At 33.6% G+C, this 19,130-nt stretch carries 20 protein-coding genes, 2 tRNA genes and 1 pseudogene; 9 read left to right on the top strand and 14 right to left on the bottom strand.

Annotated elements, in window-relative coordinates; genetic code table 11:
- The first annotated feature begins 25 nt into the window (after window positions 1-25).
- Window positions 26-535 carry a ribosomal protein S18-alanine N-acetyltransferase gene (gene rimI / locus D1866_RS10980; protein ID WP_013775450.1) on the top strand — a complete coding sequence of 170 codons (510 nt, stop codon included), beginning with the start codon at window positions 26-28 and terminating at the stop codon, window positions 533-535.
- On the opposite strand, the gene D1866_RS10975 is transcribed toward rimI, so the two are convergent.
- The 4 genes from D1866_RS10975 to D1866_RS10960 are packed head-to-tail and all read right to left on the bottom strand — an operon-like array spanning window position 512 to window position 3,590.
- Window positions 512-991, bottom strand: a complete 480-nt coding sequence (locus D1866_RS10975) for a hypothetical protein (protein WP_231136327.1) — start codon at window positions 989-991, stop codon at window positions 512-514. The two genes, rimI and D1866_RS10975, sit on opposite strands and share 24 nt — an antisense overlap.
- Window positions 942-1,844 (bottom strand): triphosphoribosyl-dephospho-CoA synthase, encoded by a 903-nt coding sequence (locus tag D1866_RS10970; RefSeq protein ID WP_152939876.1) that lies wholly within the window; start codon window positions 1,842-1,844, stop codon window positions 942-944. Before D1866_RS10970 ends, D1866_RS10975 begins: the two co-directional genes overlap by 50 nt.
- A complete protein-coding gene (locus tag D1866_RS10965) occupies window positions 1,816-2,724 on the bottom strand; it encodes a nucleotidyltransferase domain-containing protein (protein WP_152939874.1) in 909 nt (302 codons plus the stop codon). Before D1866_RS10965 ends, D1866_RS10970 begins: the two co-directional genes overlap by 29 nt.
- Window positions 2,691-3,590, bottom strand: a complete 900-nt coding sequence (locus D1866_RS10960; protein WP_155861162.1) for a DUF1464 family protein — start codon at window positions 3,588-3,590, stop codon at window positions 2,691-2,693. The genes D1866_RS10965 and D1866_RS10960 overlap by 34 nt, the downstream gene beginning before the upstream one ends.
- A gap of 119 nt (window positions 3,591-3,709) precedes the next feature.
- On the opposite strand from D1866_RS10960, the gene D1866_RS10955 reads away from it, so the two are divergent.
- Both D1866_RS10955 and D1866_RS10950 read left to right on the top strand, forming a co-directional pair.
- A complete protein-coding gene (locus D1866_RS10955) occupies window positions 3,710-4,285 on the top strand; it encodes a hypothetical protein (protein ID WP_152939872.1) in 576 nt (191 codons plus the stop codon).
- Window positions 4,286-4,429: 144 nt separating this feature from the next.
- Window positions 4,430-4,558, top strand: a pseudogene (locus D1866_RS10950) (putative integrase); the annotation flags it as partial.
- Window positions 4,559-4,609: 51 nt separating this feature from the next.
- Here the strand turns inward: D1866_RS10950 and D1866_RS10945 are convergent.
- Both D1866_RS10945 and ahcY read right to left on the bottom strand, forming a co-directional pair.
- A tRNA-Ile gene (locus D1866_RS10945) sits at window positions 4,610-4,695 on the bottom strand.
- A 48-nt stretch (window positions 4,696-4,743) separates the two neighbouring features.
- Entirely contained in the window at window positions 4,744-5,991 is a 1,248-nt protein-coding gene (gene ahcY, locus D1866_RS10940) for an adenosylhomocysteinase (protein WP_152939870.1), read from the bottom strand.
- A gap of 97 nt (window positions 5,992-6,088) precedes the next feature.
- On the opposite strand from ahcY, the gene D1866_RS10935 reads away from it, so the two are divergent.
- Entirely contained in the window at window positions 6,089-6,784 is a 696-nt protein-coding gene (locus D1866_RS10935; RefSeq protein ID WP_152939868.1) for a peptidylprolyl isomerase, read from the top strand.
- On the opposite strand, the gene D1866_RS10930 is transcribed toward D1866_RS10935, so the two are convergent.
- Window positions 6,777-7,820, bottom strand: coding sequence for an NAD(P)-dependent glycerol-1-phosphate dehydrogenase (locus tag D1866_RS10930; RefSeq protein ID WP_152939866.1), 1,044 nt, complete (start codon window positions 7,818-7,820; stop codon window positions 6,777-6,779). The genes D1866_RS10935 and D1866_RS10930 overlap by 8 nt on opposite strands.
- Before the next feature lie 70 nt (window positions 7,821-7,890).
- Between D1866_RS10930 and D1866_RS10925 the strand changes: the two genes are divergently transcribed.
- Both D1866_RS10925 and D1866_RS10920 read left to right on the top strand, forming a co-directional pair.
- Entirely contained in the window at window positions 7,891-9,807 is a 1,917-nt protein-coding gene (locus tag D1866_RS10925; RefSeq protein ID WP_155861161.1) for a beta-CASP ribonuclease aCPSF1, read from the top strand.
- A gap of 57 nt (window positions 9,808-9,864) precedes the next feature.
- A tRNA-Val gene (locus tag D1866_RS10920) sits at window positions 9,865-9,939 on the top strand.
- A gap of 106 nt (window positions 9,940-10,045) precedes the next feature.
- On the opposite strand, the gene D1866_RS10915 is transcribed toward D1866_RS10920, so the two are convergent.
- From D1866_RS10915 to D1866_RS10900, 4 genes are all read right to left on the bottom strand, one after another.
- Window positions 10,046-10,891 (bottom strand): DMT family transporter, encoded by an 846-nt coding sequence (locus tag D1866_RS10915; protein ID WP_152939864.1) that lies wholly within the window; start codon window positions 10,889-10,891, stop codon window positions 10,046-10,048.
- Between the two features lie 3 nt (window positions 10,892-10,894).
- Complete coding sequence (locus D1866_RS10910) at window positions 10,895-12,454, bottom strand: helix-turn-helix domain-containing protein (protein ID WP_152939862.1); 1,560 nt, start codon at window positions 12,452-12,454, stop codon at window positions 10,895-10,897.
- Between the two features lie 399 nt (window positions 12,455-12,853).
- Entirely contained in the window at window positions 12,854-13,216 is a 363-nt protein-coding gene (locus tag D1866_RS10905; RefSeq protein ID WP_152939860.1) for a DsrE family protein, read from the bottom strand.
- Window positions 13,217-13,314: 98 nt separating this feature from the next.
- Entirely contained in the window at window positions 13,315-14,937 is a 1,623-nt protein-coding gene (locus tag D1866_RS10900) for a thiamine pyrophosphate-binding protein (RefSeq protein WP_152939857.1), read from the bottom strand.
- A gap of 121 nt (window positions 14,938-15,058) precedes the next feature.
- On the opposite strand from D1866_RS10900, the gene D1866_RS10895 reads away from it, so the two are divergent.
- Window positions 15,059-15,622, top strand: coding sequence for a nucleotidyltransferase (locus D1866_RS10895; RefSeq protein WP_013775438.1), 564 nt, complete (start codon window positions 15,059-15,061; stop codon window positions 15,620-15,622).
- Here D1866_RS10895 and D1866_RS10890 read toward each other — a convergent pair.
- Window positions 15,609-15,779 (bottom strand): 50S ribosomal protein L40e, encoded by a 171-nt coding sequence (locus D1866_RS10890; RefSeq protein WP_013775437.1) that lies wholly within the window; start codon window positions 15,777-15,779, stop codon window positions 15,609-15,611. The two genes, D1866_RS10895 and D1866_RS10890, sit on opposite strands and share 14 nt — an antisense overlap.
- Window positions 15,780-15,850: 71 nt before the next feature.
- On the opposite strand from D1866_RS10890, the gene D1866_RS10885 reads away from it, so the two are divergent.
- Together D1866_RS10885 and aspS are read left to right on the top strand one after the other, a co-directional pair.
- Complete coding sequence (locus D1866_RS10885) at window positions 15,851-16,357, top strand: transcription elongation factor NusA (RefSeq protein ID WP_013775436.1); 507 nt, start codon at window positions 15,851-15,853, stop codon at window positions 16,355-16,357.
- Window positions 16,358-17,650 (top strand): aspartate--tRNA(Asn) ligase, encoded by a 1,293-nt coding sequence (gene aspS, locus D1866_RS10880; RefSeq protein ID WP_152939855.1) that lies wholly within the window; start codon window positions 16,358-16,360, stop codon window positions 17,648-17,650. It abuts the gene before it with no gap.
- On the opposite strand, the gene truD is transcribed toward aspS, so the two are convergent.
- Together truD and pth2 are read right to left on the bottom strand one after the other, a co-directional pair.
- Window positions 17,647-18,753 (bottom strand): tRNA pseudouridine(13) synthase TruD, encoded by a 1,107-nt coding sequence (gene truD, locus D1866_RS10875; protein WP_155861160.1) that lies wholly within the window; start codon window positions 18,751-18,753, stop codon window positions 17,647-17,649. The genes aspS and truD overlap by 4 nt on opposite strands.
- Complete coding sequence (gene pth2 / locus D1866_RS10870; RefSeq protein ID WP_152941348.1) at window positions 18,744-19,103, bottom strand: peptidyl-tRNA hydrolase Pth2; 360 nt, start codon at window positions 19,101-19,103, stop codon at window positions 18,744-18,746. Before pth2 ends, truD begins: the two co-directional genes overlap by 10 nt.
- Between the last annotated feature and the right edge of the window lie 27 nt (window positions 19,104-19,130).

The following is a 19,130-nucleotide window of genomic DNA, read 5'->3' as shown; positions in this document are numbered from 1 at the left end:
AACTTCTTAATAAAAATATTATAGCATGGAGCAAGCAACAAGCAATAAATCTACAAACTCATTTCTTATTAGAAATGTTAGAATGGATGATATAGACGATATAATAATGATTAATAGATTATCCTTGCCTGAAAATTATCCTTATTACTTTTTTGTTGATCATATTAAAGATTACGGAAAGGCGTTTTATGTGGCAGAAGTTAACGGTGACGTTGTAGGATATATAATGCCTAGAATAGAGTTGGGCTTCAGTAATTTGAAGAATTTGCCTTCATTAGTTAAGAAAGGCCACGTAGTTTCTATAGCAGTTTTGGAGGCTTATAGAAATAGGGGAATAGGTACTGCTCTTCTTAAAGCTTCGATGAAAAGTATGAAAGAAGATTATGGTGCTGAAGAAGTTTACTTAGAAGTTAGGGTAAGCAATTATCCAGCTATTTCAGTTTATGAAAAACTTGGGTTCATGAAAATCAAGGTATTAAAACATTATTACGCTGACGGAGAAGACGCGTACTTAATGGCTACTTATCTTACTTAACTGAATCTTCTTTTCTTCCGGATAATAAATTGCAAGATACCCTTTTTCGAAGGCACCTATAGAGATTACTTGAAATCCGTGAGAGTTCACTATAGTTTGGTTTTCTGAATGGCCGTGTATTACAATTTTAGTCTTACTTGAGAGTATCTTTGCAGAAATTTCCTTCTTTCCTATTTCGACGTTTATAATTATTCCGGACTTAAATCCTTTAGGAGGGAAATGAGTTATACTAATTTCAGTTGAAAAATCCGTTGAGAGACCTAAGAATTCCTTTGTTATTAGTCTCTCAGTTTTTTTAAGGTATTTCATGATATAAACGCTTTCCATTTCACCTAAAATTCCGTGAAAGTTATTAAGATATTGAGGACATTCTACATCTCCTAAACCTATCACTCCGTCAAAATTATTATTTATATATTCTACTGCATCCTCTTGGCAAGGGAAGCGGGTAATCATTGCGAGTTTTTTCATACCACTTATCAAGTAAATATAATGCAACACCAGAGGCTATAATATCTGCCGTAGATCCTGGATTATAATTATTCTTAACTAGAAAATTATTGAAATCCAAAAGTTTTTTCTCAGTAAAATCTCCCTTCACTTCTCTTGCCAAGTGAGAAATAAGCAAAGCAATCTTTCCGCCATACTTTCGGTATATTAATCCATCCGGTTGCTCTGATAAAATTTCTATGAAAGCTTTCTGTATTCCTTTTTCAAGACTTTCGCTGTCTTTTATTATTTTATATGCAATATAGGAATACTCATAGTTTCTTATCATATTTCTAGCTATAGTATCCATATTCGATGAAAATACTAAAACCTCATACATGGTTTTATTTGTTGTTTCCCTATAATCCATGACGTCAATTTTACCTAAATAACTCAATTCTACTTGTTTTAGAGCTTCAAAAAACCATTTGGTGTCTTCAACATCCAAAGAAATTATGAGTTCGCTAAGTTTTCTCCTTAAATTATCCACATTATCAGCTAGGAGTGATGAATAAGAGATAGGAAGTAATAGTAGCTGTGTACCTAGAATTGAATAATTTACCTCCATCTTCTTACTTTCTTTTATAGTAAGGTAAAGCAGGTCGTATAACGGTCTAGAAGAATTATATCCTCTAATACAGGCCTTTCTATAATAGGCATTAGCAAGATTTGCTGAAAGTAGAATATCCTCATACTTTACGCTTTTAATATCTTGTATCCTCGAAGCGTTACCTGGCTTAAATACTGAAGCTTCTATAATAGATGAAGACGATAGGATATATGCTACTTCACTACATAATTGGTCTAATATATCCTCCAATTTTTTTATCACCTATTACGATTTCTAATTCGTCTTCGCATTTCATTAGCATTCCAAAAGCCTCTATTTTCTTGCTATAATAGAGAGCCAAGCTGTAAATTCCTTCATACGATACTATATTAAACGTTTTACCTTGGGAATAAAGAGTAGAAATTGATGGATAAAATAAAGCTCTATAATCGCTAACATTTTCTCCAATTGCTTTTAAAGGATTTACTTCTATACACACTTTTTCATTGTATTTCCAAGGATGATCATCTACAAAGAGGAATGAATATTTTACTCCCTTGTATTTTCCTCTAGTTTTCTTACTATATATTGTTTTAACTACTTCTATCGGTAGAGAATAATTCTCAGAAGTTTCAATTATCCAATCTTTATCCTCTTCGAAGCCTCGAAAAGTATTAACGAAATCCTCGGCGTATTTTTTACCATAAATTACTAGATCAACATCAGAGTTCTCATGAGATATTCCTGCAAGCAATGAACCAGTTACTCCAATCTTATCTAAAGGCAAGTTTACTTCCATTTCAGCTAACATATTTATTACAGTTTCTTCCAGCTTATTTGCAGGCTTATGAATTATCTCCTTAATTTTATCCTCAGGCTTAAAATGATTTTTAATTTCTGATATTTTAAGCACAGGAAACGTGGATCCGTAACAAGGTTCGTATTCGAAATTTTGTTTAATCTTTATCAAATTTTTTACTCCATATTTTTTAAAAACTCTTTCGTAACCTTTCCAAAGTCCTCCTCCTGTATACACATATTTTATATATGCAAATACGTATCCCGGGGGATTATAATTGGTAATAACTACGTAAAGATTGTCGTTTTTATCCTTGATTATGTCTTTATCAAGGAAGTAATCTCTTCCCATCCCTTTAACCTTACATAATCTAATGCTGTACCGGAGCTATTAAGCATATCAATGTACTTTCTAAAAATTCCTCCACCTATTGCATTTGCTATAAACGCTGCACCTACAGAAGCTTCCTTGTATTTTATCTCGAATTTGATTCCGAAATCAATTTTATCCTTAGCTTTTCCAGAGACTATTATTGGTAAATCTAGTTTTTCACTATACCATTCCGAGATCATCCTTAAAATCTCTAAGGATCTCTTTTCCTCTCCTTGAGTATATATAGTATCCTTAGTTATCCTTGAATACTTACAAAGTAAGTAGGCAACTTCTCCATCAACGCATCCAGGTGAAATTAAACCTGGTATTTCAGTTCCTCCAAATCCGTCTATTATTTTACCATTTTTAACTACTATGATTGATGAGAAATGTCTACCCATTTCAATTAATACAAAACTGTCAAAAATAGTCCTATAAAAGAATGCAGAAGCAACTTTATCTGCTGTACCCATATCTATCTTATTTATCTTCCTATATTCTGGCACGCTCTCAAGTTCTATTACTGAAGGTATAGTAAAAGCATTCTCTTCCGGTATTATTGTTCTTAAAAAACTCCTAAGTGGACCCTCCTTTTGAGGATCTGCAAGTGTTAATAGAAAAATTTCCCTCTCACCTATTCTAGAAGCTCTAACGAAAGGCAACCCGTGACCAGAAGGTAACGCGATAGTGCTAGGTCTTTTGTCTCTTATTAACTTAACTAATCTCATGGAATCGTGAATAATTAAGTCAGTAGGTATTTCGTAATACTCAACTATTCTTCCTATCTCATCTACGAAAGTTACTGCGTAACTTTCACTCCCTGGGTCAACTCCTGCAAATAACACTTAATAATTTAAGCTATAAATGGAAATAAGACTAACAGATGATGACCCAAAGATAACAGAACAGTGATGTAAGTGGGCAGCCACTGATTTTATATACAACTGTATACATCACTATTAATATGGAAAATGAAAATAATGGTAAACGCCAACCTTGTTTTATGAGAAAGGATATTTATGATGAAATAAGAAGATTAACGGAATTAAATGGCTCTTCAATATATAATTATACAAATGACCTACTAGCTGCATCAATACAGATGGAGAAGAACGGAGTAGATATTAAAAACGAGATAAGTACGTTTATACTCTTGTCCAAACTAATGAATAATTATAAAGGATTTATGATTCTTGTTCCTTTTGAGTTCTTAAAAGACTCACAGATGAGTCTAGAAAAATGGAAAGAGTTAGGTAAAAGTTTAATGAGTTACGTAGGTCAATTAATGAATAATGTTGAAGTGTCATTTTTATCAATTTTGCGTTTCTTTCTAAGCTTTATAGGAGACGTAAATGTTGATTATAATGGCAAATATATTGAAAGTTTTTCTCCTTATTTTCAAGGTAAAATAATAGATTTCATAAAAAGCCTAATAGATGGAATGCTAGAGGTAAGTAATTTAAAGGCTGATGTCAGCGCAACAACTGGAATGATAAGAGTAAAATTAATTAGCACGAAAGATACAAAAAATGAACACTAGGAGTTTTATATATTATATAATAAATGAAATGAAAATAAATATTTCTAGTTAATGAAATTTTCGGAGAAATTATAATATTTGAATTCAGTGTGTTTATATGCAGTACTCAATAGCTCTAAAAGCTCTCCATGTTGCAATAAGGTTATGGGTAATAAAGTTTTCACATTTGGTGGTATAAAGATTCGTCAAAGAGGGAAGAAGTATTATGTTTACTTAATAGAGAAGGACAAAGAAGGTAACGTAAGAGAGCGTTACGTTGGCCCCTTAGATAAGATAATCGAAACTTACCTTAATGTGGGTCTGGGAGCGCTTACCAGACCCTTATGGGCCCGGAGGGATTTGAACCCTCGACCACTCGGTCTCTCACCGAGCTATGAGCCGAGCGCTCTACCTAGCTGAGCTACGGGCCCACTATTTTCTTTTTAATAAACAATCCTTTTTAAGACTTACGAAAAAAATTATGTACCATATTTCCATTGCTTCATATACTCCTTTTGTTCTTCTGTCAGTTGCTCTATTTCTATTCCCATTCCTTTTAATTTCAGTAGTGCAACTTTCTCATCTATTTCTTGAGGAACATTGTATACTTTTATCTCAAGTTTATCTCTATTATTATAAATATATTCTACCGAAAGTGCTTGATTTGAGAAGCTTAAATCCATTACTTCGCTTGGATGGCCTTCGGCTGCAGCAAGATTAACCAATCTACCATCTGCTACTAAATACACTTTGTTACCGTTAGGTAATTCATATTCATCTAAGTAAGGTCTTATGTTCCTAACAGATTTTGCAATTTCTTTTAAGCCTTTAACATCTATTTCAACATTAAAATGACCGGCATTAGCTAATACTGCTCCATTCTTCATTTTTAATATATGTTCTTTGCTAATTACATTTATATTGCCAGTAGCTGTAACAAATATTTCTCCTACTTCCGCGGCTTTGCTCATTGGCATTACATCGAATCCATCCATTACTGCCTCTAATGCTCTTAAAGGTGAGGCTTCAACGACTATGACTCGGGCTCCCATACCCCTTAATCTGGTAGCTATCCCTCTTCCTACCCAGCCATAGCCTACAACTACTGCAACTTTTCCAGCAATTAATATATTTGTAGCTCTTAGAATTCCGTCTATTGCGCTTTGCCCTGTTCCGATCCTATTATCAAACAGATACTTTGTAAACGCATTATTTACAGCAATAACTGGATATTTTAATACTTTAGATTCCTCCATAGCCTTTAATCTAATAACTCCGGTGGTTGTTTCCTCCGTACCTCCTATTATCTTTAGAGACTGGCATTTTTCATGAATATAAGCATGTAAGTCACCTCCGTCGTCCATTACAATGTTAGGTTCATATTTCAATATTTCTTTTATATTTGAATAATAATCTTCTTCACTTTCTCCTTTCCAAGCAAAAACTTTTATCCCATCTTCAACTAACGCAGCAGCAACATCGTCTTGAGTAGATAATGGATTACTTCCTGCAAGCGCGACTTCTGCTCCAGCCTCTTTTAATGTTCTTACAAGTGCGGCTGTCTCTTTAGTTACGTGGAGCACAGCTGAAATTCTTACTCCCTTAAGGCTTTGTCTTTCCTTTAGCTCTTTTCTTACGCTCATTAATGCGGGCATATGCATTTCTGCCCATTCTATTTGTTTTCTGCCTTGTTCAGCGAGTTTTATGTCCTTAATTTTATAGTCCATATGAGAAAATCTTGTTTTACGTAAAAAAGTTAAGTGATATCGAACGTGAAAGAACAATAAGTTTAAAGTCTATAATCTTAACTCTCTCTAGATCTGAATGTTTAAGGATAACGATTTCGTGTATATAGATTATGTTAGTAAAATTAAAGATACAGGAGAAGTAATTGATACAACAATAGAGGAGGAAGCAAAAAAGGCAAACATTTATGATCCAGAGAAGAAATACAAACCACTCCTAGTAATAATAGGGGAGCACAGAGTTCTAGAAGGATTGGAAGAGGCATTAAGGAACTTTAATGAAGGAGAGCAAAAGGAGATAGAAATTCCTCCGTCAAAGGCTTATGGAGAAAGAGATCCTTCAAAGGTTAAATTAGTATCTTTAGGAGAATTGAAGAGACAAGGTATTAATCCTAGGCCTAACATGGTAATAAGATTAGCAGAAGGTGGATATGCTACAGTAAAAAGTGTAAGTGGAGGAAGAGTAATACTTGATTTGAATCATCCATATGCTGGAAAGACTATAATTTACAATGTGAAAGTAGTTAAAGTACTTAAGGACGAGAAGGAAAAAATCCAAGCATTAGTTGAAAGGTGGTTTGGTGAAAATAATAAAATGACATTTGAGCTTACAGAAGATAAGAAGAGTGTAAAATTCGAAGTCCCAAAGGATTACTTTCTGTTAGAAGATTTGCAGACCAGAAAGTACGTCTTAGCTAAAGACATCATAACTTTCGTGCTTCCCGAAAGTGTAGTAAGCTTTGTAGAGAACTATAATAAGGAGACTTTTAAGTAATAACTCCGGTGTTTCTTGCAACTTTTTCAGCAGATGCCCAAGTTAATCCTCTATCTCCAAGTATAGTATATCTTTCTGGGCGAATAGTGTGAGCAATAGTTAATGCCTTTATTATTATTTCATTTGGTACCCCTAATTGCTTTGCAGTAACTGGTGCACCTATTCTAATTAACGCTTTTCTTATCTCTTTCCATTTTATGCCATGAATGTATGCCATCATTATTGTGCCTACTCCTACTAATTCGCCATGAAGTGGTCCTTCCGGATAAAGCATCTCTACTGCATGGGCAAATAAATGCTCTGAACCACTTGCGGGTCTTGTACTTCCGGCCATACCCATCGCTACTCCACTGCTTATTAATGCTTCCACTAAAAGCCTTACACCATATTTAAGGTCTTTATTTATAATCTTAGTACAGTTTAACGCGTGCCTAGCCGAGAGTAAAGCTAAAGAGGCAGTATAATCGCCATAATATTCCCCTCTTAATTTAGCGGCCAGTCTCCAATCCCTTACTGCAACTATTTTTCCGACAGTATCTCCTATGCCAGCGTTAATTAGCCTCCTAGGTGCAGAGCTTAGCACGTCAATATCCGCTATTATTGCTGTAGGTTCTTTAGCTTTCATCGATATAGGTTTTCCTAGACCTTTTATTGCAGCAAAAGGCGATGTGATGCCGTCATGGGAAGGAGCAGTTGGTATACTCACAAACCTTTTATTTAATTCGAATGCTGAGAATTTCGCTACATCTATTGCTTTTCCTCCGCCAACTCCCAATATTACGTTACTCTCATGTTTTTTAGCAAATTCCTCAACTTTTCTAACTTCATCAAGGTTTGCTTCTTGAACTTCTATTACATCAGCAGGTATTTTATCTAGTATTTTACTAACTATTAGCCTTCTTACGTTACTGCCTGTAACTATGAGGAAAGGACCAGTAAGTCCTAACTCAGAGAAGTATTCGTCAATCCGAGATATTATCCCATTACCGATAAAAATTCTTTCTGGTAAGCTGATTATATGCTCTCGCATTTCCATATGGTAATGTAAAGTTTTAAATATTAAAAAGTGAGTATGTTAGTTGTTAGTCTCCTTCTTGGTGAGTTAAGTGACAAGTAGACTTGAAATTTTAGGTGCAATATATAATGGAATTCCAAAAGATGCAGGAATAACTAGAATAGAGTTTGAAGGACCAGAAATAGCCGTATATGTAAAAAATCCAAATTTTCTAACTAATGGTGGTGATATTATAAAGAAAATAGCCAAAGAAATAAAGAAAAGAATTGTTGTAAAGGCCGATAAAAGCGTGAGAAAAGATGAAAAGGAGGCAATAGAAATAATAAAGAACATTGTACCGAAAGAAGCAGAAATAACTGACATAAAGTTCGACGAAGACTTAGGAGAAGTATTAATAAAAGCTAAGAAACCTGGATTAGTAATAGGAAAAGGAGGTTTAATACAGCAAAGAATATTCCTTGAAACTTTCTGGAAACCAGAAATAATTAGAGAACCACCAATAAAATCTAAGACTATAGAAAATGTCATAACTCACATATATAATGAAACGGAATATAGAGCGAAAATCTTGAAGACTTTTGGAGATAGAATACATAGAGAAGTATTATTTAAGGATAGATATGTTAGAATTACAGCATTAGGCGCTTTTCAAGAAATAGGCAGATCAGCAATATTAGTAGAGACTCCAGAGAGTAGAGTTTTACTTGATACTGGAGTAAATCCAAGCGTCAATTTCGGAGAAAGGATGTTTCCTAAATTAGATATAGACCAGCTTAGATTAGAAGACTTAGACGCTGTAGTAATAACTCATGCACATTTAGATCACTGCGGTATGGTTCCCTATCTATTTAAGTACGGGTATGAAGGTCCGGTTTATACAACTCCGCCAACTAGGGATGTTATGGCTTTAATGCAATTAGACTTATTGGACGTTGCAGAGAAAGACGGAAGACCTTTACCTTACAGTGCAAAAGAAGTGAGGAAAGAGCTTCTTCATACAATAACATTAGATTACGAGGAAGTTACTGACATTGCACCAGATATAAGGTTAACATTCTATAATGCTGGGCACATTTTAGGCTCAGCGATGGTTCATTTGCATATAGGCGAAGGAACTCATAACATTGTATACACTGGAGACTTCAAGTATGCAAAAACTAGGCTATTAGATAGGGCTACTAGCGAATTCCCTAAGGTTGATACACTGATTATGGAGACAACTTACGGTGCTCAAGAGCAAACTAGTAGGGAGGAATCTGAAAAACAACTGATAGATATTATAAATAATACAATAAACAGAGGAGGCAAAGTCCTTATTCCAGTCTTAGCAGTAGGAAGAGGTCAAGAAATGATGCTAGTAATAAATAACGCATTAAAGAACAAATTAATACCAGAAGTTCCAGTATATGTGACTGGATTATTCGATGAGGTTACTGCAATACACACTGCTTATCCAGAGTGGTTAAGTAGAGAAGTTAGAGACGCAATACTTTATAGAGATGAGAATCCGTTCGTTTCGGATCAATTTAAGAGGATAGAAGGATATAGGGAAGATATTGCACAAGGAGAACCTTCCATTATTTTAGCAACATCTGGTATGCTTAACGGCGGACCTGCAGTGGAGTTCTTTAAAGCTATGGCTCCAGATCCAAAGAATTCCATAGTATTTGTAAGCTATCAGGCGGAAGGAACTTTGGGTAGAAAAGTAAGGGATGGAGCAAAAGAAGTACAAATAATCGGAAGAGATGGAAGAGTAGAAAACATACAAATTAATATGGAGGTAAAAGTAGTTGATGGTTTCTCAGGGCACTCAGATAGGAGACAACTACTAAAGTTCTTACACGACTTAACTCCTAAGCCTAAAAATATTATTCTAGATCATGGAGAATATAATTCAATGATGGCCTTTAAGAGACTTATAGATAATCCTAAAGAGAAGGAAAGACTTGGAATTAAAGGAGCAAACATCTACACTCCTGCAATACTCGATAGCTTAAGAGTCGTATAAGATGTTACAAGACGGATTTAATTTTTTAAACCAAAATAGCCTTTAATATCTTGTAAAGGGCCCGTCGTCTAGCCTGGATAGGACGCTGCCCTGACGCGGCAGTAATCCTGGGTTCAAATCCCAGCGGGCCCACTTTGAGGTTATAATATCTTTCATTCATTTATTGCATTTGTAAATTTAACTCATATAACAATAGACGTTAAATATGCAGCGCTGATTTAGGTGAGGTTACTAAGAATTACCTTTTTATGTTTCTAGATTCTATTATAACTGAAAATATTCCGCTAATTATTATTAATATTCCACCTATTAATGATATTAAAGTCGGTATTTGATGTAAAAATAGGAACGCAAATAACATCGCAAATACTGGATCTAGATAGCTTAGAATTGACGATAATTGAACACTTATTTTAGTAAGTGCATCATACCATAGGAACAAAGCTAATAAAGTATTTACTAACGCCGCTATGGTAACTATTACTATATTATTTAATGTTAAATTGAATCTTAGTATTAAAAGGAAAGGTGAAGTGATGATTGTAGATATTATCGTCTGATAAAACACTAGCTCTTTAGAATTTACTATTCCAGTAGCCATTTTGCTAGCAACGGCTAAGAGTCCATAAAAAATTCCACTAGCTAATGCAATTAAGGTACCAATACTAATGTTAAGTGTCGTTGGATTAATTATTATAAAAATTCCAGTAAAGGCAATTATTATAGAGATAGATCTATTTATGCCTATTCTTTCTCCTAGAAAATGCATGATAAGGATTGCAAATATTGGACCAGAGTAATAAAGCAAAATGGCCTCTGATACTTGAATAATTGTCACTGCATAGAATAACAAAATCCAATTCAGTGCTAAAAATATTCCAGATAAGATAACATATTTATTAATAAGATTACGTAAGTTTACCCTTTTTCTAATTACTAGTAAAAGAAATATGCTTGTAATAAACACTCTAAAGAATACAAAGACTAGCGATGGTAAATCAGAAAATATGGCAAGAATTGGAATACTTCCCCATATAGCGGTAGTTATTATCATCTCTAAAACTCCAAAATTTTTTCCTTTCATTTTTTACACCTTAACGAAAACTAGAACGTGAGTTCCACTTCCCATCTTTCCTTCTCCGGTAGAGTAAACCTTGTAATGAGAAACTAGTTTTAAACCCAGTGTTGAAGCCTTTGAAACAAACTTCTTTACTGAGGTCTTTCTCTCTTCTATATAAGCAATTCCAAGCATTAGGGATGTTAATTCTAAATAATAAAAGTTAAGAAAGGCTTTTTCAATATCTTTAGTAGTTACCTCATCTTTAATTTCATTCATGATTTCCAAATATGTTTTAGATAGTATACTTAGCGAGAGGTCAAGATTTTTAGCTGTATGATAAGATGAGAGGAGGCTATCCCTAAACTTAGGTAATTTTATGTCCAATAAATACCCTAAATGATGTCTTATTACATTTATTTTCCTTTCTTTTTCTGTTGAATAATCTTTTATGAACTCATCTGATACTATTAGAATTCCTTTCTTTCTAAGTTTTTCTGCAGCTATTTCAAGAAAATTGTCTATATGGTGAGAAGGTTCAAAAGATACAACAGCCTCAGAATCATTGGGTACTGACTCAATTACATTAAATGGCGACAATTCCTTGAAAAATCGAGAATTTTCGATACAAGTTATATTTAAATCGAGTATAATTTCCTTTAATATTCTCTCATGATACGCAGGACCACAGCCTATACTAACAATATTTCTAATTTTTCTTTTCTCTAATTCGTAGGCAACGTATACTGCTTGTTCGGCATAGCTTGGATGAAGAGGTTCATAAATGTAGTATCTTAAAACGTCTATATTATGTTCAAAATCTGTAGTTTTAGTTATTTCGGAATTACTTACTTTATTCATTGATTCAAAAACAGCTTTAGGTAATGTTAAGTTACCACGTAACGTTTTAAATTCGGCAGAAAGTATATCAAATACTAATCGAGTATCGTCGAGTATGCTATAATTGCTTATTGCCGAAATGGCATTAGCTAATGTTTCATTTCCTATTCTTTCATAATCTTCAATTAGATCTCTATATTTTTCTATTTTTATATCTTTATTATTAATATAAATTTTTCTATTAAAATTATTAGCATTTTGTTGGTAATATATCATTGTAACTATTGCTTCAGCATCACCACCTAAGGCTATATAAACGTGATCTATTCCGCCGTAGAACTTAGTAACTCTTCCTTCCCAGACAAACCTTGGACTTTCAACTGGTCCAACTATCATGGCACCCTTAATTACATGGACTATTTCAACCGGGGCTGTCTTGTGCGCTTCAGAACGTTTAACAGTTCTAGAGATTAATTTCATTATATAAACTTCCCTATTACCTTCTCGTTCTATTAAACGAACCTCAGATCCTTCATCTTTTATTATAATATCGTATGTTATGAGCTCGCTAAATGGAACTCCTAAGGCATTTGCTATACTCCAAAGTGTAGAAATTGTTGGGCTTATCTTATTATTCTCTATCTCCCATAATGTGGACTTTGAAATTCCAGATAGTTTAGCAAGTTGAGATATACTTAATCCTTTCTTTTCTCTGAGCTCTGTTATTCTATTGCCTACTAAGTACTCCATATTTGAGGTTTTATATTTAGAACCTTAAAAAGCTAACTTTTTAGAATGTGATTGCAAATTAATGTACGAGAATGTTTTATATTTAGATCAATTAAACCTAAACTTAGGAAAGCAAGAGAATATCAGAAATTTAATGAAATTTTATTTAAGAAAATGTAAATATATACTAAGGCTTTTAATTTCTAAGATAATATATATTACTATCTATAAGAACTGAGAATAACCAAATTCTATCAAGTGTAATACTTGTGTTCTAACTTTATTCTCAGTTTAGAGTTAAATATCACATATTAATGTATTAGATTTGAAGTCTAATAAAAAGATATTTAACATAATAATAATAAATAATAGAAAATTATGATAAAATTAACCTTAGCCTATTAGTACTTATCAATGGCCTCATATTGTTAGAACTTCATAGCCTTCTTTTATTTTTTGTAAAACATAAAGGCCTCCTACTGGCGCAAATTCATCTACTAATCCGTCTTCAATATCTTCTTTTTGCAAACCTACATTGGCCATAGCTACTTCACATGCCACTATTTTAATGCCAGCTTTCTTTGCTTCTTTTATTGCTTCTAACACTGGCTTAAACATTACTTGCCTCTTGTTTAAAGTTTCTACTGCAGGCGTAAGAAAGATAAGCTCTACGGTAAGTTGCGGATCCGCAGTTTTCATTTTAGTTGCCATGCCAATGTTTGCTAATAATTTAGCAAAATTTTCTCTTCCGGTCATGAATACGAACAATACTTTATCATTCATAAAGTGGGTTAGCGTATTTTCATTTAAAAAGATATTATTATAATAAATATAATTGTGTATAAACTATAAAAAGTACTATCAATTAAATATTATTAATTTCACATCCTTATAAGAACGGCTGAGTCGTATTGCGGATCAATATTTACATTTATAATCCTAAGTTTATTATCTCCTTCATTATTATTCAACGCTTCTTTTAATTCGACAGTAGAATTTACGTCAATTGCGCCTAAGAATTTTAAATCTATGTTAATCGAAGACCAACTTCTTTTTATTGTAGGTGCATCAGAGGCCGTAGTATCAAGGTATGTGGAAGCTTTGTCATTAAATATTATTAATGTTCCTTTAGCTTCATCTTTCTTTGATTGTAATAATCCTAAGTTTCTAGTAATTGAAGGTAAGTCTGTTACTCCTAAAGCGTTTTTATCCTTAGATTGTATAACTCCTGCTATTCCTAAACCTTTGGAAATAATACTTTCTGAAGTGAACCACACTGGTTTATCAACAGGATACCTTATCATGTCGAAAGTCACTGCAGACAAGTCTACAAAGATTTTACTAAACTTGAAGTCCATTAGCGTCTTAACTACATCCCAAGGCCATAATCCGCTATGAGCTCTTAATTCAGGTTCCTTTTTAGATCTAAGTATTTCGTACCTAATACCTCTATCAATTTTATCTTTAATCTTCTGCTTTAGTAATACGAGTAGCTCTTTTAGAAATAGACCAGTGTCTGCCACTATGGGTAAATGGGGCATTATTACTTTTCCTATATCTTCGCCATCAATATTATTATGCATTGTAAATCCCTTGAATTTCATTGACCACCCTCCTGTGGACAATTGAGTTAATCTAGTACCTAAGAAAAGTATTGAATCGGCTTCTGCTAGAAGCTTATTGCCTATATCAGTCCCTATTATACCTAATCCTTCGCCGACAAAAAGTTGGTGAGATGCTGGAAAACTTCCTTTGCCTTTTATTGTAGTAATTACTGGTGCATCAAGTAATTCCGCGAGCTCCATTAATTCGTTATAAGCCCCGCTAGTTATAACGCCATATCCAGAGACTATTACTGGAAGCTTAGAGTTTGATAAAACCTCTGCTACTTTTGCTACAGTATTCTTATCTGGTGTTCTCTTTTCAGGCTTTTGTTCTGCAGGAGACAGTGGGTAAGCCTTCATCTTAAAAAGGTCTTCTGCTATTTCAACGAAGGCCGGCCTTGGTCTATTGCTTAAAGCCTCTTTATTTGCCTTCTCCACAGTTACCGTTATTTCCTCGATACTTATTGCTCTTTCTCTCAATTTGGTAATTGGAGCTAAGGTAGAGCTTAGATCATCTGGAGTTCTTAGTTCTCCTATTCTAGCTCTACCTACGTCTCTATACGATCTTAAACTACCTATAATTAAAAGTGGAACTGAATCAGCGTAAGCTTGTGCGATTACATCGATTCCGTTAAGTATTTCTGTGCCTGGGATCTGAATTACCACTCCTGCAGTATTATTTTCCATTGCATAAGTTTCTGCTAAAAGTAATGCGTCTCTTGAATTTAATGAAATATCTTGCTCTATTTCGTATTCTTTCAGCCTCTCTCTTAAATTTTCTGGAAGACTAACTGTAGTAAATACTTTTTTTGTACCTATTTCTTTTAAAACGTAAGCTAAAGCTTCATCTCCAGTCATTTCTTTTCCTACAGTTTCTTCCTTTCTTTTAGGTGTACTCAAATAATCACCAGAAAATTAACGGTGTTTAAAAAATTTAAATTTAAGATTAAGGCCATTGTAGCCACAGGGTAAGATAAGTTAAAAATATAGAAGATTTTGCTATCATAAGCTTGTGAGCTAATTGATAAGTTTTAACTCAGTTGGAGAAGTCTTAGAAGAATTGAAAAAAATATCAGATTTTGTAATAATAGGAGATACAATAGTAGACCTACTTTTAAAGAGAAAAGGAACTGAAAGCGATGTAGATATTTTCCCTACTGAAATAAGCGCTATAGCCGAAGGAGAAAAATATAGGGAATTGGCAGAAGAGAAAAATTGGGATTTTGGTTCAACACCTATAGATACACCTAGAATAATAGTTCCAGTAGAAGAAGGGCAGTTACAAATTGATATTTATGATAATATTCAGGATTTCTTTGTACCGCAAGAGATCTTGAATAGTGCTGAGGAAATGAAAATCGGAAAATCCACATTTAAGGTAATAAGACTTGAAGATTACATATTGTTAAAAGTTAATGCTTATAGAGAAGAAGACGAGGATGAGCTGAAAGGCATTCTATATTATATAGCTGAAGGAAAATTAAAAATAAACAAGGATTACCTTGAAAAACATATAGAATTATTTGAAGAAAATGCTGATAGTATAAAAGAAAGACTTAAGGATATCGGTTTTAAGCTTTCTTAGCTGGTAGTTCTTTCTTTTTGATTCTTAAATTCCTACTATGGCATCTTCTGCATTTGGTAGCTCTTATTGAGTTTAAAGCACCGCAGTTTCTACAAACTTTTTTAATGAACACTCTTTCTTGGACTATTCTGAGCTTTTCAGGGTCGGTAATAGGCATTTATATAACCCGCTACTTATATATCTGACAAGATTCATAAATATTGCGGTAATAGTGGAGCGTGGATTTGGATGAAAATTCCCCTTGATTATTTGTGCGTAAAAAGTGGTCTGCTTTGCAATAGATGCCAGAGTCTTGTAGACAGTGGAGAGGTAGATAGTTTTGAAGTAAAGGTAATGCAAGCTCTTTTAGAATTAGAGGAGACTCAGTTTAAAGAATTGAAAGACTCAACATATTATAAGGCAATTAAGGTAAATGATCTTTTAATCCTTTTAGTTGGGAGTGGCCCATCTATGACAATACAAAAGTGGATAAAGGTTGCTAAAGCTCTACAAGATAAACTTCATATGAAAGTAAGGATAGTAGAAAAGACTAACAATATTAAGAATAGTGCAATACAATTACTTTCACCTGCAAGAGTTTTAGGGGTTAATACAGTATGGTTGCCAGACGGTTCTGTTCAATACGTGATAAGAGTTTCAAAAAGCGAAAGAAAATTATTGCCTGCTGACTCTAACATCTTAGAATCAGCTTTATCAAAGATTCATGATACAAGAGTTAAGATAAGGGTTGAGTAAATGCTTAAGTCCGATTTTGTAGCAGAAATATCTCCAGAACAAGATGGGAAAGAAGTTACAGTAGCAGGCTGGGTTCACACTATAAGAGATCTAGGAGGAAAGAAATTTATATTACTTAGAGATAGGTCAGGCTTAGGTCAAATAGTTATTGATAAAAGTAATACGAAAGCTTTTGAATTAAGTAAAGATTTAACTCAAGAATCAGTGATCTTAGTTAAAGGTGTAGTAAAAGCTGATAAGAGAGCTCCAAACGGAGTAGAAATACATGCAAATGAACTTGAAATTTTAAGTAAAGCAAAAGCTCCTCTTCCGTTAGACGTTTCTGGGAAAGTTAACGCAGATTTAGACACTAGACTTAGGGAAAGGCTATTGGATCTAAGAAGGTTGGAAATGGAAGCCGTGATAAAAATACAGTCTGAGGCTATAAGAGCCTTTAGAGAGTATCTATACTCGCAAAAATTTGTTGAAATTTTTACACCCAAGATAATTGCTACTGCAACTGAAGGAGGGGCACAGCTATTTCCAGTTATATATTTCGGCAAAGAGGCATTCTTAGCTCAAAGTCCACAGCTTTACAAGGAACTATTGGCAGGAACAATTGAAAGAGTGTTCGAAGTCGCCCCGGCGTGGAGAGCTGAAGAGTCTGATACTCCTTATCACTTATCAGAATTCTTAAGTGCAGATATTGAAGTAGCGTTTGCAGATTATAATGATATAATGAACATTGTTGAAAATACATTAGACTTTATGGTAAATAGAGTAAGGAATAATTGTCAAAAAGAATTGAAAATACTCAACCATACTTTACCAGAGATTAAAAAACCTATTAAGAGAATAACATATTCGGAAGCAATAGAGATATTGCAAAGCGCTGGAGTTAATATAAAATTTGGAGATGATATAGGAACACCGGAGCAAAGAATTCTCCACCAGAAATTAAATGAAGATTTATATTTCATAATTGATTGGCCTTCTACTGCTAGACCATTTTACACAAGAAGGAAAAGTAATAATCCTGAATTAAGCGAAAGCTTTGATTTAATTTATAGATGGGTTGAGATAGCCTCTGGAAGCAGTAGAAACTACAAGAGGGAAGTTCTAGAAGAAGAATTAAAGACCAGAGGACTAAATATAGCAAGTTTTGAATTCTTCTTAAAATGGTTTGATTATGGAATGCCTCCTCATGCCGGTGTGGGAATAGGAGTACAAAGACTAATGATGCTTTTCACTGGATTACAAAACGTTAAAGAGATCTCGTTATTCCCAAGGGATAAGAAAAGACTTGTTCCTTAGGTTATTTTTCTTGCGTCTATATTTAATAGTTCAACTAGAAAGACTGTAGCATACATTCCCCTATCTAATGCAAAAGATATTTCATTATTTTTTTCATCAGCTTTTAGGCTTCTTACTTCCGTAAACGCTTTTCTAACCAGTTGTGGCTTATTTATTTTCAATTCTTTTATCTTAAAATTACTTGGATCTATTCCTTCTTCATCATAAATTTCCTTACATGTTTCATCACATTTGCGTATATCAGAATATATACCTAGAATAGAGTTTTTCTCTATATCATTCATTTTTCTAGATAAAAGCTTGTTAAACAAATAACTTTGATACGCTTCAACATAAAAACTTAGAGGAATAAACGAGTTTTTTAATGCTAAAAAGAAATTATTATCCTTGATAAGATTCTTCAGAAGTACTCTTTCCTGTTTAAATTTACTTGGCGTGAAACTTAATGCCTCTTTGTAATTTCCTTCCATTATCATTTTTCTTAAATCTTTCATTAAGTCTGACTCTGAGTAAAAAGGGTAAGCTAATATAGACATTACTGCATTATACCAGTCCTTCTTGACAATATAATACCCTATAACATGAGTCATAGGTCTCCTAGTTCCAAACCTTTGATAGCCTACAAAGGCTGGGATAAAAGGATCTTTATTAATTACCTTAATCCTTTCGACCACTTCATCAAATTTAGAGGTTACAAGTTTTATTCTGAAGATATTGCCTGTATGATTGAACTTTTGATTTGAATATCCAAGAAATTTTAGCTTAATTCCGTTACTTTCAAATTCTTGTACAGTAGATGAAGAGTCTGTGTAAACTATTTGGGACGTGATCGCATTAGTATCTTTTATTCCTATGTAGTTGACTTTTCTCTTTAGAATTTTAGTTAATTCATATATTGCAGTAAAATGATCAACATTGGTTTTCTCTAGAAGATATACTGCGTATTTCCCAGATTTTTCTCCTTTCCATTCAACGCATGGTTTGTAGTTTATTTCTTCTATTACTCTAAAACCTTCCGGTCTAGGTATTTCTGCGTCAATTGTAGGCCATTCGTGCAAATGTCTTTCAATTCCTATTGCAATATCTATGGAATTTATAGTAATTTTAGATCACCGGTTATTGAATCTATTAAGGAGTCTTCACAAGGACCTATACCCGCACAAGTTATAGTCCCAGGTTCAACTTGAGTTTTTCCTGCATCCTGGATTATAGTTACTGGTAAATTTTTTTGCCTGGCAAGTTCTGCTCTCTTCAGTAGCTCCTCAAGATTTTCGACTTTTACAACTATCTTAGGCTGACCTTCGTTTATCCATTCCTCAAGGCAAGATTTCCAGATATTATTATTAGAATTTAAAATATCTAAAACTAGAGAAACTGCTGCATGAGCAACCTGGGCAGCAATCTTACCTTTGCCCATTTTTATGTCATTCCGTACCATTATCACCATTTTCATAAATCCTAAGTAATCTGACACTTTTAT

Source organism: Acidianus ambivalens, from assembly GCF_009729015.1.
In the GTDB taxonomy this organism is placed as follows: domain Archaea; phylum Thermoproteota; class Thermoprotei_A; order Sulfolobales; family Sulfolobaceae; genus Acidianus; species Acidianus ambivalens.
This window is presented reverse-complemented; position numbering and strand designations above follow the sequence as displayed.